The sequence below is a fragment of the Albidovulum marisflavi genome, assembly GCF_025751435.1.
GTDB lineage: Bacteria > Pseudomonadota > Alphaproteobacteria > Rhodobacterales > Rhodobacteraceae > Albidovulum > Albidovulum marisflavi.
In genome coordinates this window covers 908,877-927,597 of sequence record NZ_JAOWKY010000001.1, presented here as the reverse complement: position 1 = coordinate 927,597, position 18,721 = coordinate 908,877, and the positions used below count along the sequence as shown (strand labels likewise).

General features: G+C 65.6%; 21 protein-coding genes. 14 read left to right on the top strand and 7 right to left on the bottom strand.

The genetic code is table 11. The features are described from left to right. Nucleotides 1–143 precede the first annotated feature (143 nt). The gene (locus OEW28_RS04465; RefSeq protein ID WP_263733500.1) at nucleotides 144–2,309 is read left to right on the top strand and encodes a transglycosylase domain-containing protein; all 2,166 of its coding nucleotides are present in this window, start codon (nucleotides 144–146) and stop codon (nucleotides 2,307–2,309) included. A gap of 19 nt (nucleotides 2,310–2,328) precedes the next feature. On the opposite strand, the gene OEW28_RS04460 is transcribed toward OEW28_RS04465, so the two are convergent. Next, nucleotides 2,329–2,937 (bottom strand): MlaC/ttg2D family ABC transporter substrate-binding protein, encoded by a 609-nt coding sequence (locus OEW28_RS04460; protein ID WP_263734375.1) that lies wholly within the window; start codon nucleotides 2,935–2,937, stop codon nucleotides 2,329–2,331. After that, nucleotides 2,927–3,667 carry an MlaA family lipoprotein gene (locus tag OEW28_RS04455; protein ID WP_263733499.1) on the bottom strand — a complete coding sequence of 247 codons (741 nt, stop codon included), beginning with the start codon at nucleotides 3,665–3,667 and terminating at the stop codon, nucleotides 2,927–2,929. Before OEW28_RS04455 ends, OEW28_RS04460 begins: the two co-directional genes overlap by 11 nt. Before the next feature lie 283 nt (nucleotides 3,668–3,950). Here OEW28_RS04455 and OEW28_RS04450 point away from each other — a divergent pair, with 283 nt between their 5' ends. The 5 genes from OEW28_RS04450 to OEW28_RS04430 all read left to right on the top strand — a co-directional run bounded on the left by OEW28_RS04450 (nucleotide 3,951) and on the right by OEW28_RS04430 (nucleotide 7,468). After that, entirely contained in the window at nucleotides 3,951–4,415 is a 465-nt protein-coding gene (locus tag OEW28_RS04450) for a RidA family protein (protein WP_263733498.1), read from the top strand. Beyond that, the gene (locus OEW28_RS04445) at nucleotides 4,415–5,188 is read left to right on the top strand and encodes a glycerophosphodiester phosphodiesterase family protein (protein WP_263733497.1); all 774 of its coding nucleotides are present in this window, start codon (nucleotides 4,415–4,417) and stop codon (nucleotides 5,186–5,188) included. The genes OEW28_RS04450 and OEW28_RS04445 overlap by 1 nt, the downstream gene beginning before the upstream one ends. A gap of 44 nt (nucleotides 5,189–5,232) precedes the next feature. Further along, nucleotides 5,233–6,411, top strand: a complete 1,179-nt coding sequence (locus OEW28_RS04440; RefSeq protein ID WP_412174774.1) for a GNAT family N-acetyltransferase — start codon at nucleotides 5,233–5,235, stop codon at nucleotides 6,409–6,411. A gap of 72 nt (nucleotides 6,412–6,483) precedes the next feature. Continuing rightward, on the top strand, nucleotides 6,484–7,098 hold the full coding sequence (locus OEW28_RS04435; RefSeq protein WP_263733496.1) for a glutathione S-transferase family protein: 615 nt from the start codon (nucleotides 6,484–6,486) through the stop codon (nucleotides 7,096–7,098). 1 nt (nucleotide 7,099) lies between these two features. Beyond that, nucleotides 7,100–7,468, top strand: coding sequence for a 4a-hydroxytetrahydrobiopterin dehydratase (locus tag OEW28_RS04430; RefSeq protein ID WP_318527492.1), 369 nt, complete (start codon nucleotides 7,100–7,102; stop codon nucleotides 7,466–7,468). A gap of 10 nt (nucleotides 7,469–7,478) precedes the next feature. On the opposite strand, the gene OEW28_RS04425 is transcribed toward OEW28_RS04430, so the two are convergent. After that, nucleotides 7,479–7,964, bottom strand: coding sequence for a peroxiredoxin (locus OEW28_RS04425; RefSeq protein WP_263733495.1), 486 nt, complete (start codon nucleotides 7,962–7,964; stop codon nucleotides 7,479–7,481). 74 nt (nucleotides 7,965–8,038) lie between these two features. Further along, the gene (locus tag OEW28_RS04420) at nucleotides 8,039–8,524 is read right to left on the bottom strand and encodes a peroxiredoxin (protein ID WP_263733494.1); all 486 of its coding nucleotides are present in this window, start codon (nucleotides 8,522–8,524) and stop codon (nucleotides 8,039–8,041) included. Between the two features lie 78 nt (nucleotides 8,525–8,602). Between OEW28_RS04420 and OEW28_RS04415 the strand changes: the two genes are divergently transcribed. The 4 genes from OEW28_RS04415 to OEW28_RS04400 are packed head-to-tail and all read left to right on the top strand — an operon-like array spanning nucleotide 8,603 to nucleotide 11,675. After that, the gene (locus OEW28_RS04415) at nucleotides 8,603–9,808 is read left to right on the top strand and encodes an NAD(P)/FAD-dependent oxidoreductase (RefSeq protein WP_263733493.1); all 1,206 of its coding nucleotides are present in this window, start codon (nucleotides 8,603–8,605) and stop codon (nucleotides 9,806–9,808) included. A 13-nt stretch (nucleotides 9,809–9,821) separates the two neighbouring features. Next, nucleotides 9,822–10,451, top strand: coding sequence for a glutathione S-transferase family protein (locus OEW28_RS04410; RefSeq protein WP_263733492.1), 630 nt, complete (start codon nucleotides 9,822–9,824; stop codon nucleotides 10,449–10,451). A gap of 16 nt (nucleotides 10,452–10,467) precedes the next feature. After that, complete coding sequence (rsmD, locus tag OEW28_RS04405; protein WP_263733491.1) at nucleotides 10,468–11,031, top strand: 16S rRNA (guanine(966)-N(2))-methyltransferase RsmD; 564 nt, start codon at nucleotides 10,468–10,470, stop codon at nucleotides 11,029–11,031. Then, a complete protein-coding gene (locus OEW28_RS04400) occupies nucleotides 11,028–11,675 on the top strand; it encodes an HAD family hydrolase (RefSeq protein ID WP_263733490.1) in 648 nt (215 codons plus the stop codon). Before rsmD ends, OEW28_RS04400 begins: the two co-directional genes overlap by 4 nt. 40 nt (nucleotides 11,676–11,715) lie before the next feature. Here the strand turns inward: OEW28_RS04400 and map are convergent, their stop codons facing one another. Beyond that, nucleotides 11,716–12,501 (bottom strand): type I methionyl aminopeptidase, encoded by a 786-nt coding sequence (map, locus tag OEW28_RS04395; RefSeq protein WP_263733489.1) that lies wholly within the window; start codon nucleotides 12,499–12,501, stop codon nucleotides 11,716–11,718. Between the two features lie 146 nt (nucleotides 12,502–12,647). On the opposite strand from map, the gene OEW28_RS04390 reads away from it, so the two are divergent. From OEW28_RS04390 to OEW28_RS04375, 4 genes are read left to right on the top strand one after another with little or no spacing between them, the layout of a single operon-like run. Then, nucleotides 12,648–13,379, top strand: a complete 732-nt coding sequence (locus OEW28_RS04390; RefSeq protein WP_263733488.1) for a competence/damage-inducible protein A — start codon at nucleotides 12,648–12,650, stop codon at nucleotides 13,377–13,379. Beyond that, nucleotides 13,376–14,083 carry a GNAT family N-acetyltransferase gene (locus tag OEW28_RS04385; RefSeq protein ID WP_263733487.1) on the top strand — a complete coding sequence of 236 codons (708 nt, stop codon included), beginning with the start codon at nucleotides 13,376–13,378 and terminating at the stop codon, nucleotides 14,081–14,083. The genes OEW28_RS04390 and OEW28_RS04385 overlap by 4 nt, the downstream gene beginning before the upstream one ends. Nucleotides 14,084–14,142: 59 nt before the next feature. Next, nucleotides 14,143–14,676 carry a peroxidase-related enzyme gene (locus tag OEW28_RS04380; RefSeq protein ID WP_263734373.1) on the top strand — a complete coding sequence of 178 codons (534 nt, stop codon included), beginning with the start codon at nucleotides 14,143–14,145 and terminating at the stop codon, nucleotides 14,674–14,676. Next, the gene (locus OEW28_RS04375) at nucleotides 14,673–15,599 is read left to right on the top strand and encodes an OmpA family protein (protein ID WP_263733486.1); all 927 of its coding nucleotides are present in this window, start codon (nucleotides 14,673–14,675) and stop codon (nucleotides 15,597–15,599) included. The genes OEW28_RS04380 and OEW28_RS04375 overlap by 4 nt, the downstream gene beginning before the upstream one ends. A gap of 17 nt (nucleotides 15,600–15,616) precedes the next feature. On the opposite strand, the gene OEW28_RS04370 is transcribed toward OEW28_RS04375, so the two are convergent. Beyond that, nucleotides 15,617–16,522: a LysR family transcriptional regulator gene (locus OEW28_RS04370; RefSeq protein WP_263733485.1), complete on the bottom strand. Its 906-nt coding sequence runs from the start codon at nucleotides 16,520–16,522 to the stop codon at nucleotides 15,617–15,619. 141 nt (nucleotides 16,523–16,663) lie between these two features. Beyond that, nucleotides 16,664–18,685: an NADPH-dependent 2,4-dienoyl-CoA reductase gene (locus OEW28_RS04365; protein WP_263733484.1), complete on the bottom strand. Its 2,022-nt coding sequence runs from the start codon at nucleotides 18,683–18,685 to the stop codon at nucleotides 16,664–16,666. Between the last annotated feature and the right edge of the window lie 36 nt (nucleotides 18,686–18,721).

Here is an 18,721-nt window from a genome sequence, read left to right as displayed (position 1 = left end):
AATCACAAATATTTGGCGCTTTCTTAACCGTTTGCCCAATTTTTGATCAGGCAAAAAACCGCCGAACCGTCTCATGCTCTCCACATTCGCCGCGCCTGAGGCTATGTTCGCGCAAAATCGGGCAGGCATCGAACGGACAGAAGATGAGCGTAAAGGGCGGACGGCGCCCCCCATTGGTCGCCGACAAGCGTCACAGCAAGCAGCCGCAGAAACCCAAGGCGGCTCCGAAGCGCACGACCGCGCGGCGCCCGCGCAAGCGCGCCAGTTGGCCTGTCCGCCTGATCACGGGAACCGTCGGCCTTCTGGCCCGCACGGCCTGGGCGATCGGATGGCGGGCGGGCTTCGCCGTTGGCAGCGTCCTGGCGCTGGCGACACTGTTCTTCTACGCCCAGCTTCAGCCGCTTGGCGCCTATGTGGACGCGCGCACCAAAGGCTCGGTCACGCTTCTGGACCGGGACAGTCAGGTATTTGCATGGCGCGGCGAAACCTTCGGCGGCCAGATCGATGCGGCCTCGGTTTCGCCCTACCTGAAGAACGCCGTCATCGCGACCGAGGACAAGCGGTTCTACGGCCACCTCGGCATCAGCCCGCGCGGCATCGCCAGTGCGATCCGGATCAACCTGGCCGAAGGGCGCGGACCACTTGAAGGCAACGGAGGCTCGACGATCACGCAGCAGGTTGCGAAGCTTCTCTGTCTCGGCGTGGAATACGACCCCGCCGTATGGAAGACCGAGGGCGACTACGAAGACGACTGCCGCCGGGGCGGGGTCTGGCGGAAGATCAAGGAAGTGCCTTTCGCGCTTGCGCTTGAAGCCAAGTTCTCGAAGGACGAGATCCTGACCCTCTATCTGAACCGCGCCTACCTGGGCGCGGGCGCGCGCGGCTTCGAAGCTGCTGCACAACGCTATTTCGGCAAGTCGGCCAACACGGTCGATCCGGCAGAGGCGGCGATGCTGGCGGGCCTTCTCAAGGCGCCCACGCGCTACGCTCCGACCGCCAACCTCAAGCGCTCGCAGGACCGCGCCGCCGTCGTCCTGGGGCTGATGCATGATCAGGACTACCTGACGGACGCGCAGTACAATGACGCGATGGCGCACCCGGCCCGGCTGTCGAAGGCGGCCGCTGCCCGAGCCGGCGGATACTTCGCGGACTGGGTGATGGAGTCGGGACCCGCATTCCTGACCTCGGACACGACCGAGGACGTCATCATCCAGACAACGCTTGACCAGCGCATCCAGAAATCCGCCGAAGAGGCGCTGCACCAGATCTTCTCGACCCGGCTGAAGGAGGGTTCGAAGGCCCAGGCCGCAATCGTGGTCATGAGCGCGGACGGCGCTGTGCGCGCGATGGTCGGCGGGCGCGACACGCAGGTGACCGGCGCCTTCAACCGCGCCACCCAGGCCAAGCGCCAGACCGGATCGACGTTCAAGCCCTTCGTCTACGCGGCCGCGCTGGACATGGGCTGGAACCTGAACACCATTGTCGAAGACGCGCCGCTGACCCTGCACGTGCCCGGATCGGGCGAGTGGTCACCGAAGAACTACGAACGCGACTACCGCGGCCCGATCACGCTGACCGAGGCACTGGCCCATTCCGTCAACACCGCGACCGTCAGGGTGTCCGAGGCCGTGGGACGCGATGCCGTCCGCGGTGTCGCCAACAACTTCGGATTCGAAGCCGACCTGGCCGAGGGGCCTGCGCTGGCGCTTGGCGTTTCGGAATCGACGCTGCTTGAGATGACGGGGGCCTATGCGGGCATCCTGAACGGCGGCACGTCGGTGCGCCCCTACGGAATGCTGGAATTGCGCCTGCGCGGCGAGGACACGGCCCTGGCCGGACAGGAAGGCGGCATGGGCGAGCGCGTGATCTCTGAAGAGGCCGCGCGGGAACTGACCTACATGATGTACCAGGTCATCGAAAGCGGAACGGGACGGCGCGCGCGGCTGGACGGTCGGCAGGCTGCGGGCAAGACCGGCACGACTCAGGCCGCACGGGACGCATGGTTCATCGGCTTCACCGCCGACTATGTGGCGGGCGTCTGGATGGGCTATGACGACAACACGCCGCTGTCCGGCGTCACCGGCGGCGGCTTGCCGGCCGAAATCTGGCACGAAGTCATGGTCCGTGTCGAAGAGGGTGTGCCAGCCACGCCCTTGCCCATGGCCAATCCGGCCGACTATGTGAACGAGCCGGTCTACGACCCCTATTACCAGCCCGTCCCGGGACAGGGGCAGGTCAGGCAGCGTCCGCAGGGCCCCGAGGGGTTCCTGGTCGATCTGCTGGGTGCGATCCTGCGCGGCGGCAACTGAGTTTGCCGCCTGCAGCGCTTCAGCCAGCCCGGCGAAGCGCGGCCGTCAGGGCGGGGATCGAGCCGTTGGCCTGATCCAGCATGGCGCCGATCTCGGTCCGTTCGGTCGCCAGCATGTTCACGCCTTCGATGATCAAGTTGAAGAACAGGTCGCGCCCGGACTTGTCGAAGACATGCCAGCGAACGTCGAACGGGCTTTGCCCCTTCAGCTTCGCGACCGACACCACTTCGTAGAAGCTCTTCAGCTGCCGCGCGTCGGTCACCTCGATCTGGCCGCCGATGAATTCGCGGAAACGCTTGCCGTACTTGCGGGCGATGTAGCCCTGGAAGGCGACGGTATAGGCCTCAACATCCGATCTGGCGGCCGCGCGCCCCGCGGGTCCAAGCGCGCTTTGGGCGATGTAGCGGACGTCGGCGTAACGGGCGAAGATCCGCTCGAAATCCCGGATCATCGCGTTTTCGGACTTGCCCGACGCGATCACGGCATTGATGTCGCCAACCAGCCTGCCGACCAGGGTGCGGGCTTCGTTCACGTTCAGCGCGGCCGCAGGCACGCCTGCCATGGCGGCTGCAAGTCCGCCCGCGGCGGCGACCAGCAGCTTGCGGCGGTTCAGGTGATCACTGACCATAAGGATCCTCGTAGGGGTCGAAGACATAGATATCCTCCCCAAGTTCATATCGTCTGTTCTGAAGATAGATGATCCGCGCCTGAGCGTAACCGTCCGCGCTTTCATAAAGGATCGATTCCACGAGATCGGCATTAACCTGCCGAGACGCCGCCGACGACGCGGCGGCGGCCGCGATCGCGAAGTTCGAGGCGGGGTTCGGAATGATCGCGGTCAGCGGATCGATGGCAAGGTCAACGACCATGCCCAGTGCGTCACGCTCGGTCGACGGCCCCAGGATCGGAAGGACGATGTAGTCACCCTCGCCCGACCCCCAGACCGCGAGCGTCTCGCCGAAATCCGTTTCGTCCTTTTCCAGGCCCATCGCCGTTGCCGGATCGAAAAGCCCGCCGATCCCGACGGTGGTGTTGACGACGAAGCGGACCGTGGTTTCGATCGCAGGCCCCGGCTTGCCTTGAAGCACCCGGTTCAGGACGTCGCCCGGCGAGGCAAGGTTGGACGCGAAATTGATGAAGCCCTTGGCCACGGGGCGCGGAAACGTGGGCACGATGCCCTTCTTTTCTCCGTCACCGAACAAGGTCCGGTCGATCGAGACGTTGGTGTCGTGCACACCACGGTTCTTGGTCTCGTAGGGATCGCTGTATTCCGCCCCTTCCGGCAGGTGCGCGCAGCCGGCAATGATCCCGACCGCCGGGATGAGCCCGAGGCGTGCGCTACGAAACAAACTGGACATGAAACCTGACACCGGAAACTTCCTGCTTTTGGGCCATCTGCCAGAATAGACAGGTTCAACCTGCCCGGGCAATCTTTGGACCCGCAATATTTGCCGCAGGCGGACGATTCAAGGCTGCACCGCCGAATTTGCCATGAATCCGAGGAAAACTGGGGCGCGCGTTGCCTCTGTGCAAGGCCGATCCGGGGGTCAGGACGCAACCGCAGGTGATCGCGTCGCATTTTCCCTTTCCCCGCGCAGGACGCCTCGTTAGCTTCCGCGCGAGATCAGACAGGAGGAACCCATGACCGGAAAGATTGACGCTCGCCTTGGTGAGCTTGGTGTGACGCTGCCGGACGCGCCTGCGCCCGCCGCCAACTACGTGCCCTTTGTCCAGGTCGGCGACCTTGTCTTCGTGTCGGGGCAGATCAGCCAGGGGCCGGATGGGCTGATCAAGGGCAAGCTGGGCGACGACATGGATGTCGCCGCCGGCGCGGACGCGGCGAAGCGCTGCGCGATGAGCCTGCTTGCACAGGCCCGTGCGGCCTGCGGTGGCGACCTGGATCGCGTGGTGCGCGTCGTGAAGCTGACTGGCTTCGTCAATTCGACCGCAGACTTCACCGATCAGCCCAAGGTCATCAACGGCTGCTCGGACTTCCTGGTCGAGGTGCTGGACGATGCCGGCCGGCATTCGCGCTCGGCCGTATCCGCCGCCGCGCTGCCTTTGGGCGTCGCGGTCGAGATCGAGGCGATCTTCCAGGTGAACTGATGCCAAAGGCCGTCCCATTGCCCGCAGCGTTCCTGCGCCTGCCAATCGCGCATCGCGCCTATCACGACAGGGCTGCGGGGCGGCCTGAAAATTCCCGCGCGGCGGTCAGCGCCGCCGTCGCCGCGGGCTACGGCATCGAGATCGACATCCAGCCATCCGGCGACGGCGTCCCGATGGTCTTTCACGACTATGACCTGCGGCGGCTGACCGGCCGTCCGGGGCGCGTGCGTGGTCACGACGCCGGCGAACTGGGTGCGATGCGGTTGATTGACGCCCAGGACGGCATCCCGACCCTTGTCGACATCCTGGACATCGTGGCCGGGCGCGTCCCGATCCTGATCGAGATCAAGGACCAGGACGGCAATATGGGCCCCGATGTCGGCCCGCTGGAACAGGCCGTCGCCCGCGCGCTTCATGGATATGCGGGCGACGTGGCCCTGATGTCATTCAATCCGCATTCCGTTGCAGCACTCGCCGCATTCGCGCCCGAGCGTCCCCGAGGGATCACCACAAGCGCCTATGGCGACGACTGGCACCTGCTGACGCGGGCGGTGCGGGATCACTTGCGCGACGTCCCCGACTATGACCGTGTCGGGGCTTCGTTCATCTCGCATGAGGTGGCGGACCTTGGGCGCCCGCTGGTGTCCGACCTGAAGGCGGGCGGCGCCGCGATTCTGTGCTGGACGGTCCGTTCGCCAGAAATCGAGGCGGCCGCGCGCGTCTACGCCGACAACATCACCTTCGAAGGCTACGCGGCTGCCATCCCCGCTTGACGCCGCCCCCGCAGACCCCACCTTTTCAGGGAAAGGAGGCTGCCTTGCCCGACGGATCCGGTACCGAGATCGAGGTTTCCCTGCTGCCGGGCTTTTCAGCCATCGACGCGGCGGAGTGGGACGCCTGCGCCTGCCCGGAGGCCGGCCGTGGCCGCCCGGTCGATCCCTTTACCACGCACCGTTTCCTTTCCGCGCTGGAACGCTCCGGCTCGGTCGGTTCGGGCACCGGCTGGGATCCGCGCCCGCTTGTGGCCCGATCGCAGGGTCAGGCCATCGCCGTCGCTCCCCTGTTCGTCAAGTCGCACAGCCAGGGCGAATACATCTTCGACCACGGCTGGGCTGACGCGCTGGAGCGCGCGGGCGGGCGCTACTACCCCAAGCTGCAGATCGCGGTTCCTTTCACGCCCGCGACTGGCCGGCGCTTCCTGACCCTGCCCGGGTGGGAGGGCGCGGGCCGCGCGGCCCTGATCGAAGCCACCGTCCGCGTCGCCGCGGAAGCGGGCCTGTCGTCCCTTCACGCCACTTTCTGCACGGCGGAAGAGGCCGAGGCAGGCGCGTCGATGGGCCTTCTGCACCGCGTCACGCAGCAATATCACTGGGAAAACGACGGCTATGGCGATTTTTCGGACTTCCTCGCCGCGCTCACTTCGCGCAAGCGCAAGGCGATCCGGAAGGAACGGGAGGTCGCGCAGGCCTTTGGCGGCACCATCAGGCGCATCACGGGGGATGAGATCCGGCCCGAACACTGGGACGCGTTCTGGGCCTTTTACCAGGACACCGGCAGTCGAAAGTGGGGCCGCCCCTACCTGACGCGACCCTTCTTCGACGAAGTGCACGAAACCATGCGCGACGATGTGCTTCTGGTTCTTGCCGAGCGCGGGGGGCGCCCCGTGGCGGGTGCGCTGAACTTCATCGGACGCGACACGCTGTTCGGTCGCTACTGGGGCGCGCTGGAGGATCACGCCTGCCTGCATTTCGAATGCTGCTACTATCAGGCGATCGACTTCGCGATCGAGCGGGGCATGTCCAGGGTCGAAGCCGGCGCGCAGGGCGAACACAAGCTGTCACGCGGCTACCTGCCGTCGGAGATTCACTCGCTGCACTGGATCGCGGAACCGTCGTTCCGCGACGCGGTCGCGCGCTATCTTCGGGCCGAACGCGCCGCGATCGGGCAAGAGATCGAAGTGCTGACCGACTACGGCCCCTTCCGCAAGGGCCCCTGACCCCGACCTCCCCCATTGATGTTTTTCTGCTCCGGCGGAACAATCCACGCGTGTCTATTGCCGGAGGAAAGCATGGCCGACCTGATCCTGTATTCGAATCCGATGTCGCGCGGACGCATTGCGCGCTGGATGCTCGAGGAAATCGGCCAGCCCTACCAGGTGCGATACCTTGACTACGGCGAACAGATGAAGGCCCCGGAATACCTGGCCATCAACCCGATGGGAAAGGTCCCCGCCCTGGTCCACGGGGACAGGGTGGTTACCGAATACGCGGCGATCTGCGCCTATCTCGCGGATGCCTTCCCCGACGCCGGCCTGATGCCGGAAGACCGCAGCGCATACTACCGATGGCTGTTCTTCGGCGCCGGGCCGCTTGAGGCCGCGATCATCGCCAAGGCGCTGGACTTCTCGGTTCCCGAAGATCGTCGTGGGATGGTGGGTTTCGGGACGCTTGAAACAACCTACGCCGCGCTGGAAAGCCAGCTTGCCAAGACGCCCTACCTTGCGGGGGAAAGGTTTTCCGCCGCTGACGTGGCGACGGGGTCCCAGATCGGCTACGGGCTGCAATTCGGAACCATCGAGCCACGTCGGGCATTCAGCGATTACTGGGACCGGCTGAAGGAACGCCCCGCGCTACTGCGGGCGAACGCGGCCGACAACGCCGCCATGAAGGAAAAGGAGCTCTGAGATGGCAGAACTGCTGACGAAGGCAGAGCGCACGGACGACCTTCCCGCTTTGGGGGAAACCGGCTGGCGCGCAGTGCCGGACCGTGACGCGATCAGGAAGATTTGGAAGTTCAAGAGCTTTTCCGAAGCCTGGGGCTTCATGTCACGCGCGGCGCTGGTGGCCGAAAAGCTGAACCACCACCCTGAATGGACCAATATCTACAACACGGTGGACGTGACCCTGACGACGCACGATTGCGGCGGGCTGTCCGGGTTGGACCTGACACTTGCGCGCCGCATGGACAAGCTGGCGGGACAAGCCGACGTGCAACAGGATCATTCGGAACCCGTGACCTGCCTTTGCGAGTTGCATGCGAAAAAGGGGGCCTAGGCCCCCTTCTTCAGATCTTTTCCAACAGCGCCTCGCCGACCGAGATGTCGCAAACGCCGGGTTTGTCGACATTGGCCGCGGTGATGACGCCGTCCTCAAGCACGACCGCGTAACGGTTCGAGCGGCCGTGCAGCCCGATCGGCGGCGCGGTGAAGTCCATTTTCAGCTCGCGGGTGAAGCTGCCGCCTGCGTCGCCCAGGAAGGTGATGCCGGCGGCCGTTCCGCCCGTCGCCTCGCCCCAGGCCTTGAGCACGAAGGGGTCGTTGACCGAAACGCAATAGATGTCCTCGACGCCTTTCGCCCGAAACGCGTCCGCGGTGCGCACGAAGCTTGGGACATGGATCGTCGAGCAAGGGCCGGTGTATGCGCCCGGTAGAGCAAACAGCACCACCTTGCGCCCCTGTGTCAGCTCCGAAAGCTGCACAAGCTCGGGCCCTTCGGCCCCCATTTTCACAAATGTTGCCTCGGGCAAACGCCCGCCAACCTCTATCGTCATAAAAGTAGCCTCCGCGCGTTGATCTGCATGCCGAAGATAGGTCAGCCAATGGCGAACCGCCAGCGGCTTGGAATTCAGATCGCCTCCAGCAGCGCCTCGCCGCCCGAAATGCTGCAACCGCGATCGGGTTCGGGATGCCAGACCTTGACCACGCCGCTCTCGGCCATCAGCGCATAGCGCTTCGATCGGTCGATCAGGCCACGATCGGGTGCGCTGTAGATCATCCCGATGGCGCGAGTGAAGTCGCCGGCCGGGTCGGCCAGCATCGTGATCCCGGCCGCCTGCGCGCCCGTCGCCTCACCCCAGGCTTGCATGACGAAGGGGTCGTTGACCGCGAGGCAGATCACCTCGTCCACGCCCTTGGCTGCAAAGCCATCGCGCGTCCGGATGAAGCTTGGAACATGCGAGGTCGAGCAGATTCCGGTGAAAGCCCCCGGAAGCCCGAAGATCACGACGCGGCGGCCTTTCAGACGTTCGCGCAAGCTGACCATCGCGGGGCCTTCGGCACCCATTTCCAGCAGCATCGCTTCGGGCAGCAGCGTTCCGACCGAGATTGCCATGCGAATCTCCCAAGAGTTGCGTTTGACTGACCGAGCGATATAGGGTCGCGCGCGGCAGGGACCAGAGGAGAATTGCGCATGTCGGGAATCGTAATCGTGGGCGCGGGCCAGGCCGGCGCCTCTCTGGCTGCGAAACTCCGCAGCCTGGGCTACCAGGGCGCGATCACGATGATCGGAGAGGAACCCGCCCCGCCCTACCAGCGACCGCCGCTGTCCAAGGGCTATCTGCTTGGCGAGATGGAACTTGAGCGCCTCTACCTGCGCGCGCCCTCGTTCTGGGAGGATCAGGGCGTGACCCTGAAGCTTGGCGCCAGGGTCACCGCGATCGACCCCGCGGCAAGAACCCTGACGGTGGACGGTGAGACCGTTGATTATGACCAGCTTGCGCTGACGACGGGGTCCGTTCCCCGCCGCCTGCCCGCCGCGATCGGCGGGGATCTCAAGGGCGTCCATACCGTTCGCACGCTTGCCGACGTAGACGCGATGGCGCCAGAGTTCCAGCCGGGTCGCCGGCTGCTGGTGATCGGCGGCGGCTACATCGGGCTTGAGGCGGCCGCGGTCGCGTCCAAGCTCGGGCTTGACGTGACGCTCGTGGAAATGGCCCCCCGCATCCTGCAACGCGTGGCCGCGCCCGAAACTTCGGCCTGGTTCCGCAGGGTGCATGGCGAACACGGGGTAAAAGTCCTTGAAGCCACGGGGCTAGAACGCCTGCTTGGCGACACCCGCGTCACGGCGGCGCGGCTCTCGGACGGAACCGAGCTTCCCGTCGATTTCGTGATCGTCGGCGTCGGCATTGCGCCGGCGACCGAACTGGCCGAGGCCGCTGGCCTCGCGCTCGAAAACGGCATCAGGACGGACGAACACGGGCGCACGTCGGATCCCGCGATCTGGGCCGCCGGCGACTGTGCCTCATTCCCGCATAGTGGCGGACGCATCCGGCTGGAAAGCGTCGGCAACGCCATCGACCAGGCCGAACTTGTGGCCGAAAACATGCTGGGTGCGCAGAAGCCCTATGTCGCCAAACCCTGGTTCTGGTCGGATCAGTACGACGTCAAGCTGCAGATCGCCGGTCTGAACGCCGGCTACGACAGGATCGTGACGCGGCAGGGCCAGGACGGAAGCGTCAGCTTCTGGTACTATCAGGGCGACAAGCTGCTGGCGCTGGACGCCATGAACGACAGCCGCGCCTACATGGTCGGCAAGCGCCTGATCGAGATGGGCAGGTCGCCCGATCCCGCAGCCGTCGCCGATCCCGCGACGGACCTGAAGGCGCTGCTGAAGTAAGCCGGTACATGCGATGGGCCTGACTTGCCATTACATCGACGGCTCGCCCTTCGCACGAATGATCCGCGTGGTCGCGCGCGAACTTGCGCTCGACATGACGGAAGTGGAGATATCGGAGTTCCCACCTTCCCCCGCCTTCTTCGGTCTGAACCCGCTTGGCCAGGCGCCGGTGCTTGTCCGTGACGGGACGGCGCTTTTCCCGACCGAGATCGCGCTCATGGCACTTGGTGAGGCGGCAGGGCCCTCCGCACCGACTGGCCTGCGCGATGTCTTGCCCGGTCTCTCAGAGCGGCAATTGCTTGCGGTCGTCCTGTCGCTTGGCGATCAGATTGCCGCCTTGCGCTACCGGAACTGGGCCGGGCTTGCCGCCTCTGGCCCCAATCGGCTGGGCTTCGATCTTGACGAACGGGCTGGCGCGCGCATTTCCGCAACGCTCGACTGGCTCGAGGCGCGGATCGGACCGAATGGTTTTCGCGATGACGGGATCGGTTTCGCCGACGTCGCGCTGGCGTGCCTTTTGCTGTGGACCGAGTCGCGCGGCCCGATCCCCTGGCGGGGTCGCAAGGGCATCGAGATCATGGTAGAGCGGATGGCCGCGCGGCCAAGCTTCGCGTCAACTGCGCCGCGGGACTGGCCGAATTGAGTTGGAGAAGCAGACGATGAGGATCATCGGGGGCTCCCGCAGGGGCCTGAAGCTGGCCGAAGTGGGCGCGGGCGACGAGGCCGCGCATCTCAGGCCCACGACCGACCGTGTCCGCGAGGCGATCTTCAACCTGCTTCTGAACGCGGGACGCGGCGACCCGGTCACCGGCGCGCGGGTTCTCGACCTGTTCGCCGGGACGGGGGCGTTGGGGCTTGAGGCATTGTCTCGGGGGGCGGCGCGCGTGGCCTTCGTGGATGACGGCGCCGCGGCGCGCGCGCTTCTGCGCCGTAACATCGAAAAGATGCAGGCCATGGGCGTCACCGATGTCTGGCGACGCGACGCAACGCGCCTGGGCCCCAACCGAGGACCGGGCTACGGGCTTGTCTTTCTTGATCCGCCCTACGGCAAGAAACTGGGCGAGGCCGCACTCGCCTCGGCGCTGGCGGGCGGCTGGCTCGTTCCGCGCGCGCTGGTGGTCTGGGAGGAGGGCGCCGCGCCCGATGTGCCGCAGGATTTCGAATTGATTGACCAGCGGCGCTATGGCGACACCGTCGTGACGATCCTCAGGGCCCCGGCATGAGACCGGCCGCCGTCCTGTTCGACTGCGACGGGGTCATCGTCGACAGCGAACCACTGACCGACCGGATCATCGCCGCGAACCTGACCCGAAACGGTCTGCCAATGGAGCCGGACTTAGTCAGGGCGCTATTTCGCGGCGGGACGATGCTGGGCGTTGCGGAAGCCGCACGCACGCACGGGGCGCGGATTCACGACGGCTGGGTGGACGATGTCTATGCCGAAATCTTCGAGGCCCTTGCCGCGGGAACCCCGCTGATCGAGGGGATCATCGGGGTGTTCGATGCGCTGGATGCCGCTGGCATTCCCTTTGCAGTGGGTTCGAACGGGCCGCACCGCAAGATGGCCGTCACGCTGGGCCAGCACCCGGCTCTGCACCTGCGTTTGCAGGGCCGCATCTTTTCGCGCGAGGATGTCGCCCGTCCGAAACCGGCACCCGACCTTTATCTGCACGCGGCAAACCGGCTCCGGGCCGAACCCGCGCGCTGCGTCGTGATCGAGGACAGCGCGACCGGCGCGCGCGCCGCGCTGGACGCCGGGATGGCGTGTATGGGCTACGCGCCCCACGACGACGGCGCGGCGCTGGCGGCGGTCGGCGCGCGTCCGTTCCATCGCATGACGGACCTGCCCGCGCTGCTCGGCCTTTGATTTCGGCGTTGTGCCGACGCTACGCAAGGGCGCTGCGGCGTCACCAGGTGGGGTGGAAAATTCCTGCCGGGGACAGCGTGAAGATGTCGCAGCCGTCGGCGGTTACGCCCACGGAATGTTCGAACTGCGCCGACAGCGACTTGTCCCGCGTCACGGCCGTCCAGTCGTCGGCCAGAACCTTGGTTTCGGGCCGTCCGAGGTTCACCATCGGCTCGATCGTGAAGAACATACCCTCCTCAAGCCGCGGACCCGAGCCGGGGCGGCCGTAATGCAGGACATTCGGCGGGGCGTGGAACACCCGCCCCAACCCGTGCCCGCAGAAGTCGCGCACCACGCTCATCCTCTGCGCCTCGACGTAGTTCTGGATCGCGTGACCGATGTCGCCGAATGTCGCGCCCGGACGAACGGCGTCGATCCCCTTCATCAGCGCGTCATGGGTGACCTGGATCAGCCGCTCCGCCTTGCGGCTCAGCGACCCGGCGACGTACATCCGGCTGGTGTCGCCGAACCACCCGTCCACGATCACGGTGACGTCGATGTTCAGGATGTCGCCATCCTTAAGCACCTTCGGACCCGGAATGCCGTGGCAGACGACATGGTTCACGCTGATGCACGAGGCATGCGCATAGCCGCGATAGCCGATGGTGGCCGATTTGGCGCCGGAACCTTCGATCCTCGTTCGGATGTAGTCGTCCAGTTCCCCGGTGGTGACGCCGGGCGCGACCATCGGCGCGACCTCGTCCAGGATCTCCGCCGCAAGCTTGCCTGCCGCGTGCATCCCGGCGAAATCCGCCGCTTCATGGATCCTGATGCCATCCTTCGTCATGCGGCCGCGCGGGTCATCCAACGGCTTTCCCCTCTCTTTATTTCGGGCTCTAGATAGTAAAGAAATGCACCCTTGGCCAGAGCCAGCCCTTTTCCGGCGTCCTGCACCCGCCTATACCGGTTCCGCACCGCCTCAAGGAGGATCCCATGACCAACCCGACAGCCGCGATCCTGATCATCGGGGACGAGATCCTGTCCGGCCGCACGCGCGAGGGCAATGCGCATTTCCTGGCGGGCGAACTGACGCGCGTGGGCATCGACCTGAAGGAAATCCGCATCGTCGCCGACGAGGTGGCAGCCATCGCGAACGCTCTGAACACCCTGCGCGGAACCTATACCCATGTGTTCACCTCGGGCGGGATCGGCCCGACGCATGACGATATCACCGCCGACGCCGTGGCCCATGCCCTTGGCGTGCCGCTTGACGTGCGCGAAGACGCACGGGCGCTTCTGGCCGCGCATTACGCAGCCAGCGGGCTGGAGTTCAATGCCGCTCGCCTGCGCATGGCGCGAATCCCGGCGGACGCGGTTCTGATCGAAAACCCGATCTCCGCGGCCCCCGGCTTTTCCATCGGCAACGTTCATGTCCTGGCCGGGGTTCCCAGCATTTTCCAGGCAATGGTCGCCTCGGTGCTGCCGCGCCTGACCGGCGGCCGGCCGGTGCTCAGCCAGACGCTGCGCATCGACCAGGGCGAGGGCGTGATCGCCGAAGGCCTGGCGGGTCTGGCAGCTGAATTTCCCGATCTGTCTATCGGCTCCTACCCCTTCATCCAGAACGGGGCCTATGGCACCAACATCGTGATCCGCGGCACCGAGGCCAGGCAGATCGACGCCGCGATGACCCGGCTGTCGACGCTGTTTCCGAAGGAGGCGCGGTGACCGACATCCTGGCCCTTACCGACGCGACCTGGCCCGCTGCCGCGCGCCATCAGGCGGGGGCGTTCACCGTGCGCGAAGGGAAGGGCGGCGGGCAGCGCGTGTCCTCTGCCACCGCGGCGGACGGCTGGACCGATGCCGACATCGACCGCGCCGAGGCTTGCCATCGCAGGCTTGGCCAGACGCCGCTGTTCCTGATCCGGCCGGACGAAAAGGCGCTGGATACCGCGCTTGAGGCGAGGGGCTACAGCTTGAAGGATCCGGTGAACGCCCACGAGGCGCCCCTGTCCGAACTGGCGGCAGAGACCCCGGCGTTGTCCACCTTCACGATCTGGCCCCCGCTTGAGATCCAGCGGGAAATCTGGGCCGAGGACGGGATCGGCCCTGCTCGCATCGCGGTGATGGAGCGTGCGACCGGACCCAGGACCGCGATCCTGGGCCGCGTGAACGACCGTGCGGCGGGGGCCGCCTTTGCCGCCATCCACGGCGACACAGCGATGCTCCATGCACTCGTGGTGGTTGAACGGGAGCGTCGGCAAGGACTCGCCGTCAAGATGATGCGAGCCGCAGCCCTGTGGGCACAAGATCACGGGGCTTCGCGCCTTGCCGTATTGGTGACTGCGGCGAATGGGCCCGGTAACGCGCTCTATGCTTCCCTGGGAATGCGGATTGTGGGACAGTATCATTACCGTATCCACAGAACCTGAACAGGTCGGAAGAGCAGTTGAAAGACGAACAGAACAGCCCCACCGCGCTTGACCTGCCCATGGTCACGCCGCTGCCGGACGGCACCCGGAAGTATTTCGACATCTGCGCGGAAAAGCTCGGGCTCGTGCCCAATGTGCTCAAGGCCCATGCCTTCGACATAGGCAAGCTGAACGCGTTCACGGCGATGTACAACGGCCTGATGCTGGCCGACAGCGGGCTTTCCAAGCTTGAGCGCGAGATGATCGCGGTTGCGGTATCGTCGCTGAACCGCTGCTGGTATTGTCAGGTCGCCCATGGCGCCGCGGTGCGCGAGCTTTCGGGCGACCCGGTTCTGGGCGAGGCGCTGGTGATGAACTGGCGCGTGGCGGCGTTGAGCCCGAGGCAGCGCGCGATGCTGGAATTTGCCGAGAAGCTGACTTTGGCATCCTCGCGCATCGAGGAGACGGATCGCCAGGCGCTGCGCGATGCCGGCTTCAGCGACCGCGACATCTGGGACATCGCCTCGGTCACCGGGTTCTTCAACATGACCAACCGCGTGGCCTCGGCGACCGCGATGGAACCCAATCCTGAATATCACGGGGCCCACCGGTGAAAGCCGGGGCGCTTGCGCTCTGCCTGATCGCGGCGCCGTTGGCCGGCAATGCCGCGCCGACACTGTCGCTTCCCGAAGGCGCCGTCGAATCCGGCGGCAGCGTCGCGCCGATGGAGGGGTTCGCCCTGCCGGTAGGACCCTGGACGAACGGCGAGCTGCCCACCCGTGCCGTTCAGGGCCAGGTGACGCGGACCGCCTGGCGGATCGAAGGCACGGAAACCACGATGCAGCTATTTGCGGCACTGCGTTCGCAACTGCTGGAAGAGGACTTCACACCGATTTTCGAATGCCAGGCCAGTGCCTGCGGCGGGTTCGATTTTCGCTATGCGATCCACACCCTGCCCGAGCCGCAGATGCACGTGGATCTTGGCGATTTCCTTTACCTCAGCGCCGAACGCCAGGCCGCCACGGGACCCGAGTTCGTGACGCTTCTGGTCAGCCGCTCAAGCCAGCAGGGATTCGTTCAGCTCAGCCGCATCGGCGCGGCAGAAACCCGACCGATTGCGATCGCGCGGGCCGTCGCCGCGGCGGCCAAGGGGCAGCCCCCGTCGCTTGCCGAGGCTCTGGAACGGGATGGCGCGGTGGCTCTGGAAGACCTGGTGTTCCAGACCGGCTCCTCCCAGTTGGGCGAAGGCGACTTCGCCTCGCTCAGTCTGCTTGCGGATTATCTGGTCGCGCATCCAGGGGCCTTGCTGACCCTGGTCGGCCACACCGATGCGGAGGGTAGCCTTGCGGCAAACATCGCGCTTTCGGAAAAACGCGCCCGATCGGTCGTCGATCGCCTGATACGGGATTTCGGCGTCAGCCCGGCACAGCTTGCCGCGGACGGAGTCGGGTACCTGGCCCCGCGCGCCTCCAATCTGACCGAGGATGGCCGCCGCAAGAATCGTCGGGTCGAAGCGGTTCTCGCCTCGCCCCGATGATCGCGCAGGAGGCCAGCTCACCAGTTCGTGGGGCCCTTTTCGGCGAATGCCGCTGACAGGAAGTCGATGAAGGCACGCACCTTGGGTTGCGTAAACCGCCCCGGCGGATAGACCGCGTAGATGCCCAGCGTCTCCACCGGCAGGTCGGGGATGGCCTCTTCCACCAGGCCGTGACGCATCGCTTCGGCGTAGAGGAACGAAGGGAGATAGGCGATGCCAAGTCCGGAAATCGCCGCGTTCAAAAGCGACTGCCCATCATTCACGGTCAACCAGCCGGCGGTCCGCACCTGACGCTTTTCGCCCGACGGCGCGGTGATCTTCCACACGTTGCCGGACGCCTGGTTCGAATAGTGCAGCAGCTTGTGTTCGTTCAGATCATCAATCTTGGTCGGACGCCCATATCGTTCGAAGTAGGACGGCGACCCGATCATGCGTTTGGCGGTGTCTGTCAGCTTGCGGGCCCGAAGCGTCGAATCCTCAAGCTCTCCGACACGGATCGCCATGTCGAATCCTTCCGAGATCAGCTCGACGTAGCGGTTGTTCAGGACCATGTTCACCGTGATCTCGGGGTACTCCAGCAGGAAGTCGCCAAGAATCGGGGAAAGCAGGTTCACGCCAAAGTCGGTCGCCACCGAAATGCGCAAAAGACCCGAGGGCGCGGACTGCATCGAGGTCACAAGCGCATCCGCCTCTCCGGCATCGTTGAGCACGCGTCGCGCGCGATCGTAATAGGCAAGGCCGATTTCGGTCGGCGAAACTCGACGGGTCGTGCGGTTCAACAGCCGTGCACCAAGCCGCGCCTCAAGTGCGGACACATGCTTGGAAACGGCGGATTTGGAGATCCCCATCTTCTTGGCGGCGTCGGTAAATCCCCCTTGATCGACAACTGTGGCAAACGCCTCCATCTCGGTCAGCCGATCCATTGTACACCCTATCTCGACATTCGCCCGCCAAGGTCAGGTATCGGCTCCAATTCAGGCAAGAATTGGGTACGACGCAGACAAGAGTTTGGTTTTGTGTTGTCCGATCGCAAGAAGCGCCCAACGAACGCCACAGCTTTACCACTAAAGCCTCGCACCAAGGCGGGTTCCCTGGTCAATCGCGTGCTTCGCATCCAGTTCCACCGCGCGCTCCGCGCCGCCGATCACGTGGGGTTCGATCCCCTTTTCCCGCAGCGCCTGCGCCAAGTCCGTCTCGCTGTACTGACCCGCGCACAGAATTACGCCGTCGGCCTCGATCAGCGTCGGATTTTCGCGTGCGGGGCCGAATGTGACATGCAGCCCCCCCGCGTCGATCCTTTCGTAGTTGACCCCGCCCAACATCCGGACCCCCTTGGCGCGCAGAGTGGCGCGATGGATCCAGCCGGTGGTCTTGCCCAAGCTCCGCCCGGGCCGTTCCGGCTTCCGTTGCAGCAGGGTCACTTGCCTTCTGGGCGGCGCGGGATCGGGCTCGCGCACACCGCCCCGATGCTCGGCCGGGTCGATCACGCCCCATTCCGCCTGCCATGCACCCGGCGAAAGCGTGGGGCTGGGGGCGTCCTCGACCAGGTATTCCGCGACGTCGAAGCCGATCCCGCCAGCCCCGACGACAACGGCCCGCGGCCCGATCTTCGCCCTTCCCGACAGAACGTCAACATAGCTGAAGACAGGGGCGTCCGGGGTGGCGGGAATGGCGGGGTCGCGCGGTCGCACGCCGGTTGCGATCACGACGTCATCAAACCCGTCCAGCAGGCCCGGTTTTGCCCTGACACCCAGCCGCAGCGTCACCCTGCGACGCTCCAGCATGGTGCCGAACCAGTCCAGCAGGCCGTCGAACTCCTCCTTGCCCGGAATCCGCCTGGCAAGATTCAGCTGACCGCCGATCCGATCCGATTCTTCGAAGAGGGTTACGTCGTGGCCACGTTCGGCCGCCGCCAGCGCGCAGGCCAGTCCAGCGGGCCCCGCGCCGACAACGGCGATGCGCCGGACTTCGCCTGCGGGTTTCAGGACAAGCTCGGTCTCGAAACAGGCGCGCGGATTGACCAGGCAGGTCGAGATCTTGCCGCCGAACGTGTGATCAAGGCAGGCCTGGTTGCACGCGATGCAGGGCGCGATCTCACGGGCGCGTCCGCTTGCAGCCTTGCGGATGAAGTCCGGGTCGGCAAGGAACGGCCGGGCCATGGACACCATGTCGGCGCAGCCTTCTGCCAGAACCCGCTCTGCCACTTCCGGCGTGTTGATGCGGTTCGAGGCGATCAGGGGAATCGCGACCTTGCCCATCAGCTTGCGCGTCACCCACGCGAATGCGGCACGCGGAACCGAGGTGGCGATGGTCGGAATCCGCGCCTCGTGCCAGCCGATTCCGGTGTTGATGATCGAGGCCCCCGCCGCCTCGGCCGCCTTCGCAAGCGTTTCGACCTCTTCCCAAGAGGAACCGTCAGGCAGCAGATCGATCATCGACAGCCTGAAGATGACGATGAAGTCCCGGCCCACGGCGGCGCGGACGCGGCGCAGGACCTCGACCGGGAGGCGCATCCGGTTTTCGTAGGACCCGCCCCACTGATCGGTCCGCCTGTTCGTCCGAGTGACCAGGAACTGGTTCAGCAGGTAGCCTTCGGATCCCATGACTTCGACCCCGTCATATCCCGCCTCCCGTGCCCTGGCTGCGGCGGTCGCGATGTCGGCGATCTGCTTTTCAATGCCTGCCTCGTCCAGTTCCCGCGGCGCGTAGGGGGATATCGGGGATTTTATAGGTGATGGGGCGACGCAGTCGGGTCCATAGGCATAGCGGCCTGCGTGCAGTATCTGCATCGCGATCCGCCCGCCCGCACCATGGACCCGCTCCGTCACGACACGATGGTTCGCCATGTCCTCGGAGGAGAAAAGACCCGCCGCACCTGGGAACACACCGCCTTCGCGGTTCGGCGCCATGCCCCCCGTCACCATCAGGCCGACCCCACCGCGCGCACGGGCCGCATAGAACTCGGCCACCCGATTCCAGTCCCTGGTCTCCTCAAGGTTCGTGTGCATCGAGCCCATAAGGACCCGGTTGGGCAGGATCACATGGCCCAGGTCAAGCGGGCGCAAAAGATGCGGATACTGGGTCATGCGGGCCTCCGGGCGGGCGCAGAATGCCCCGCCGCA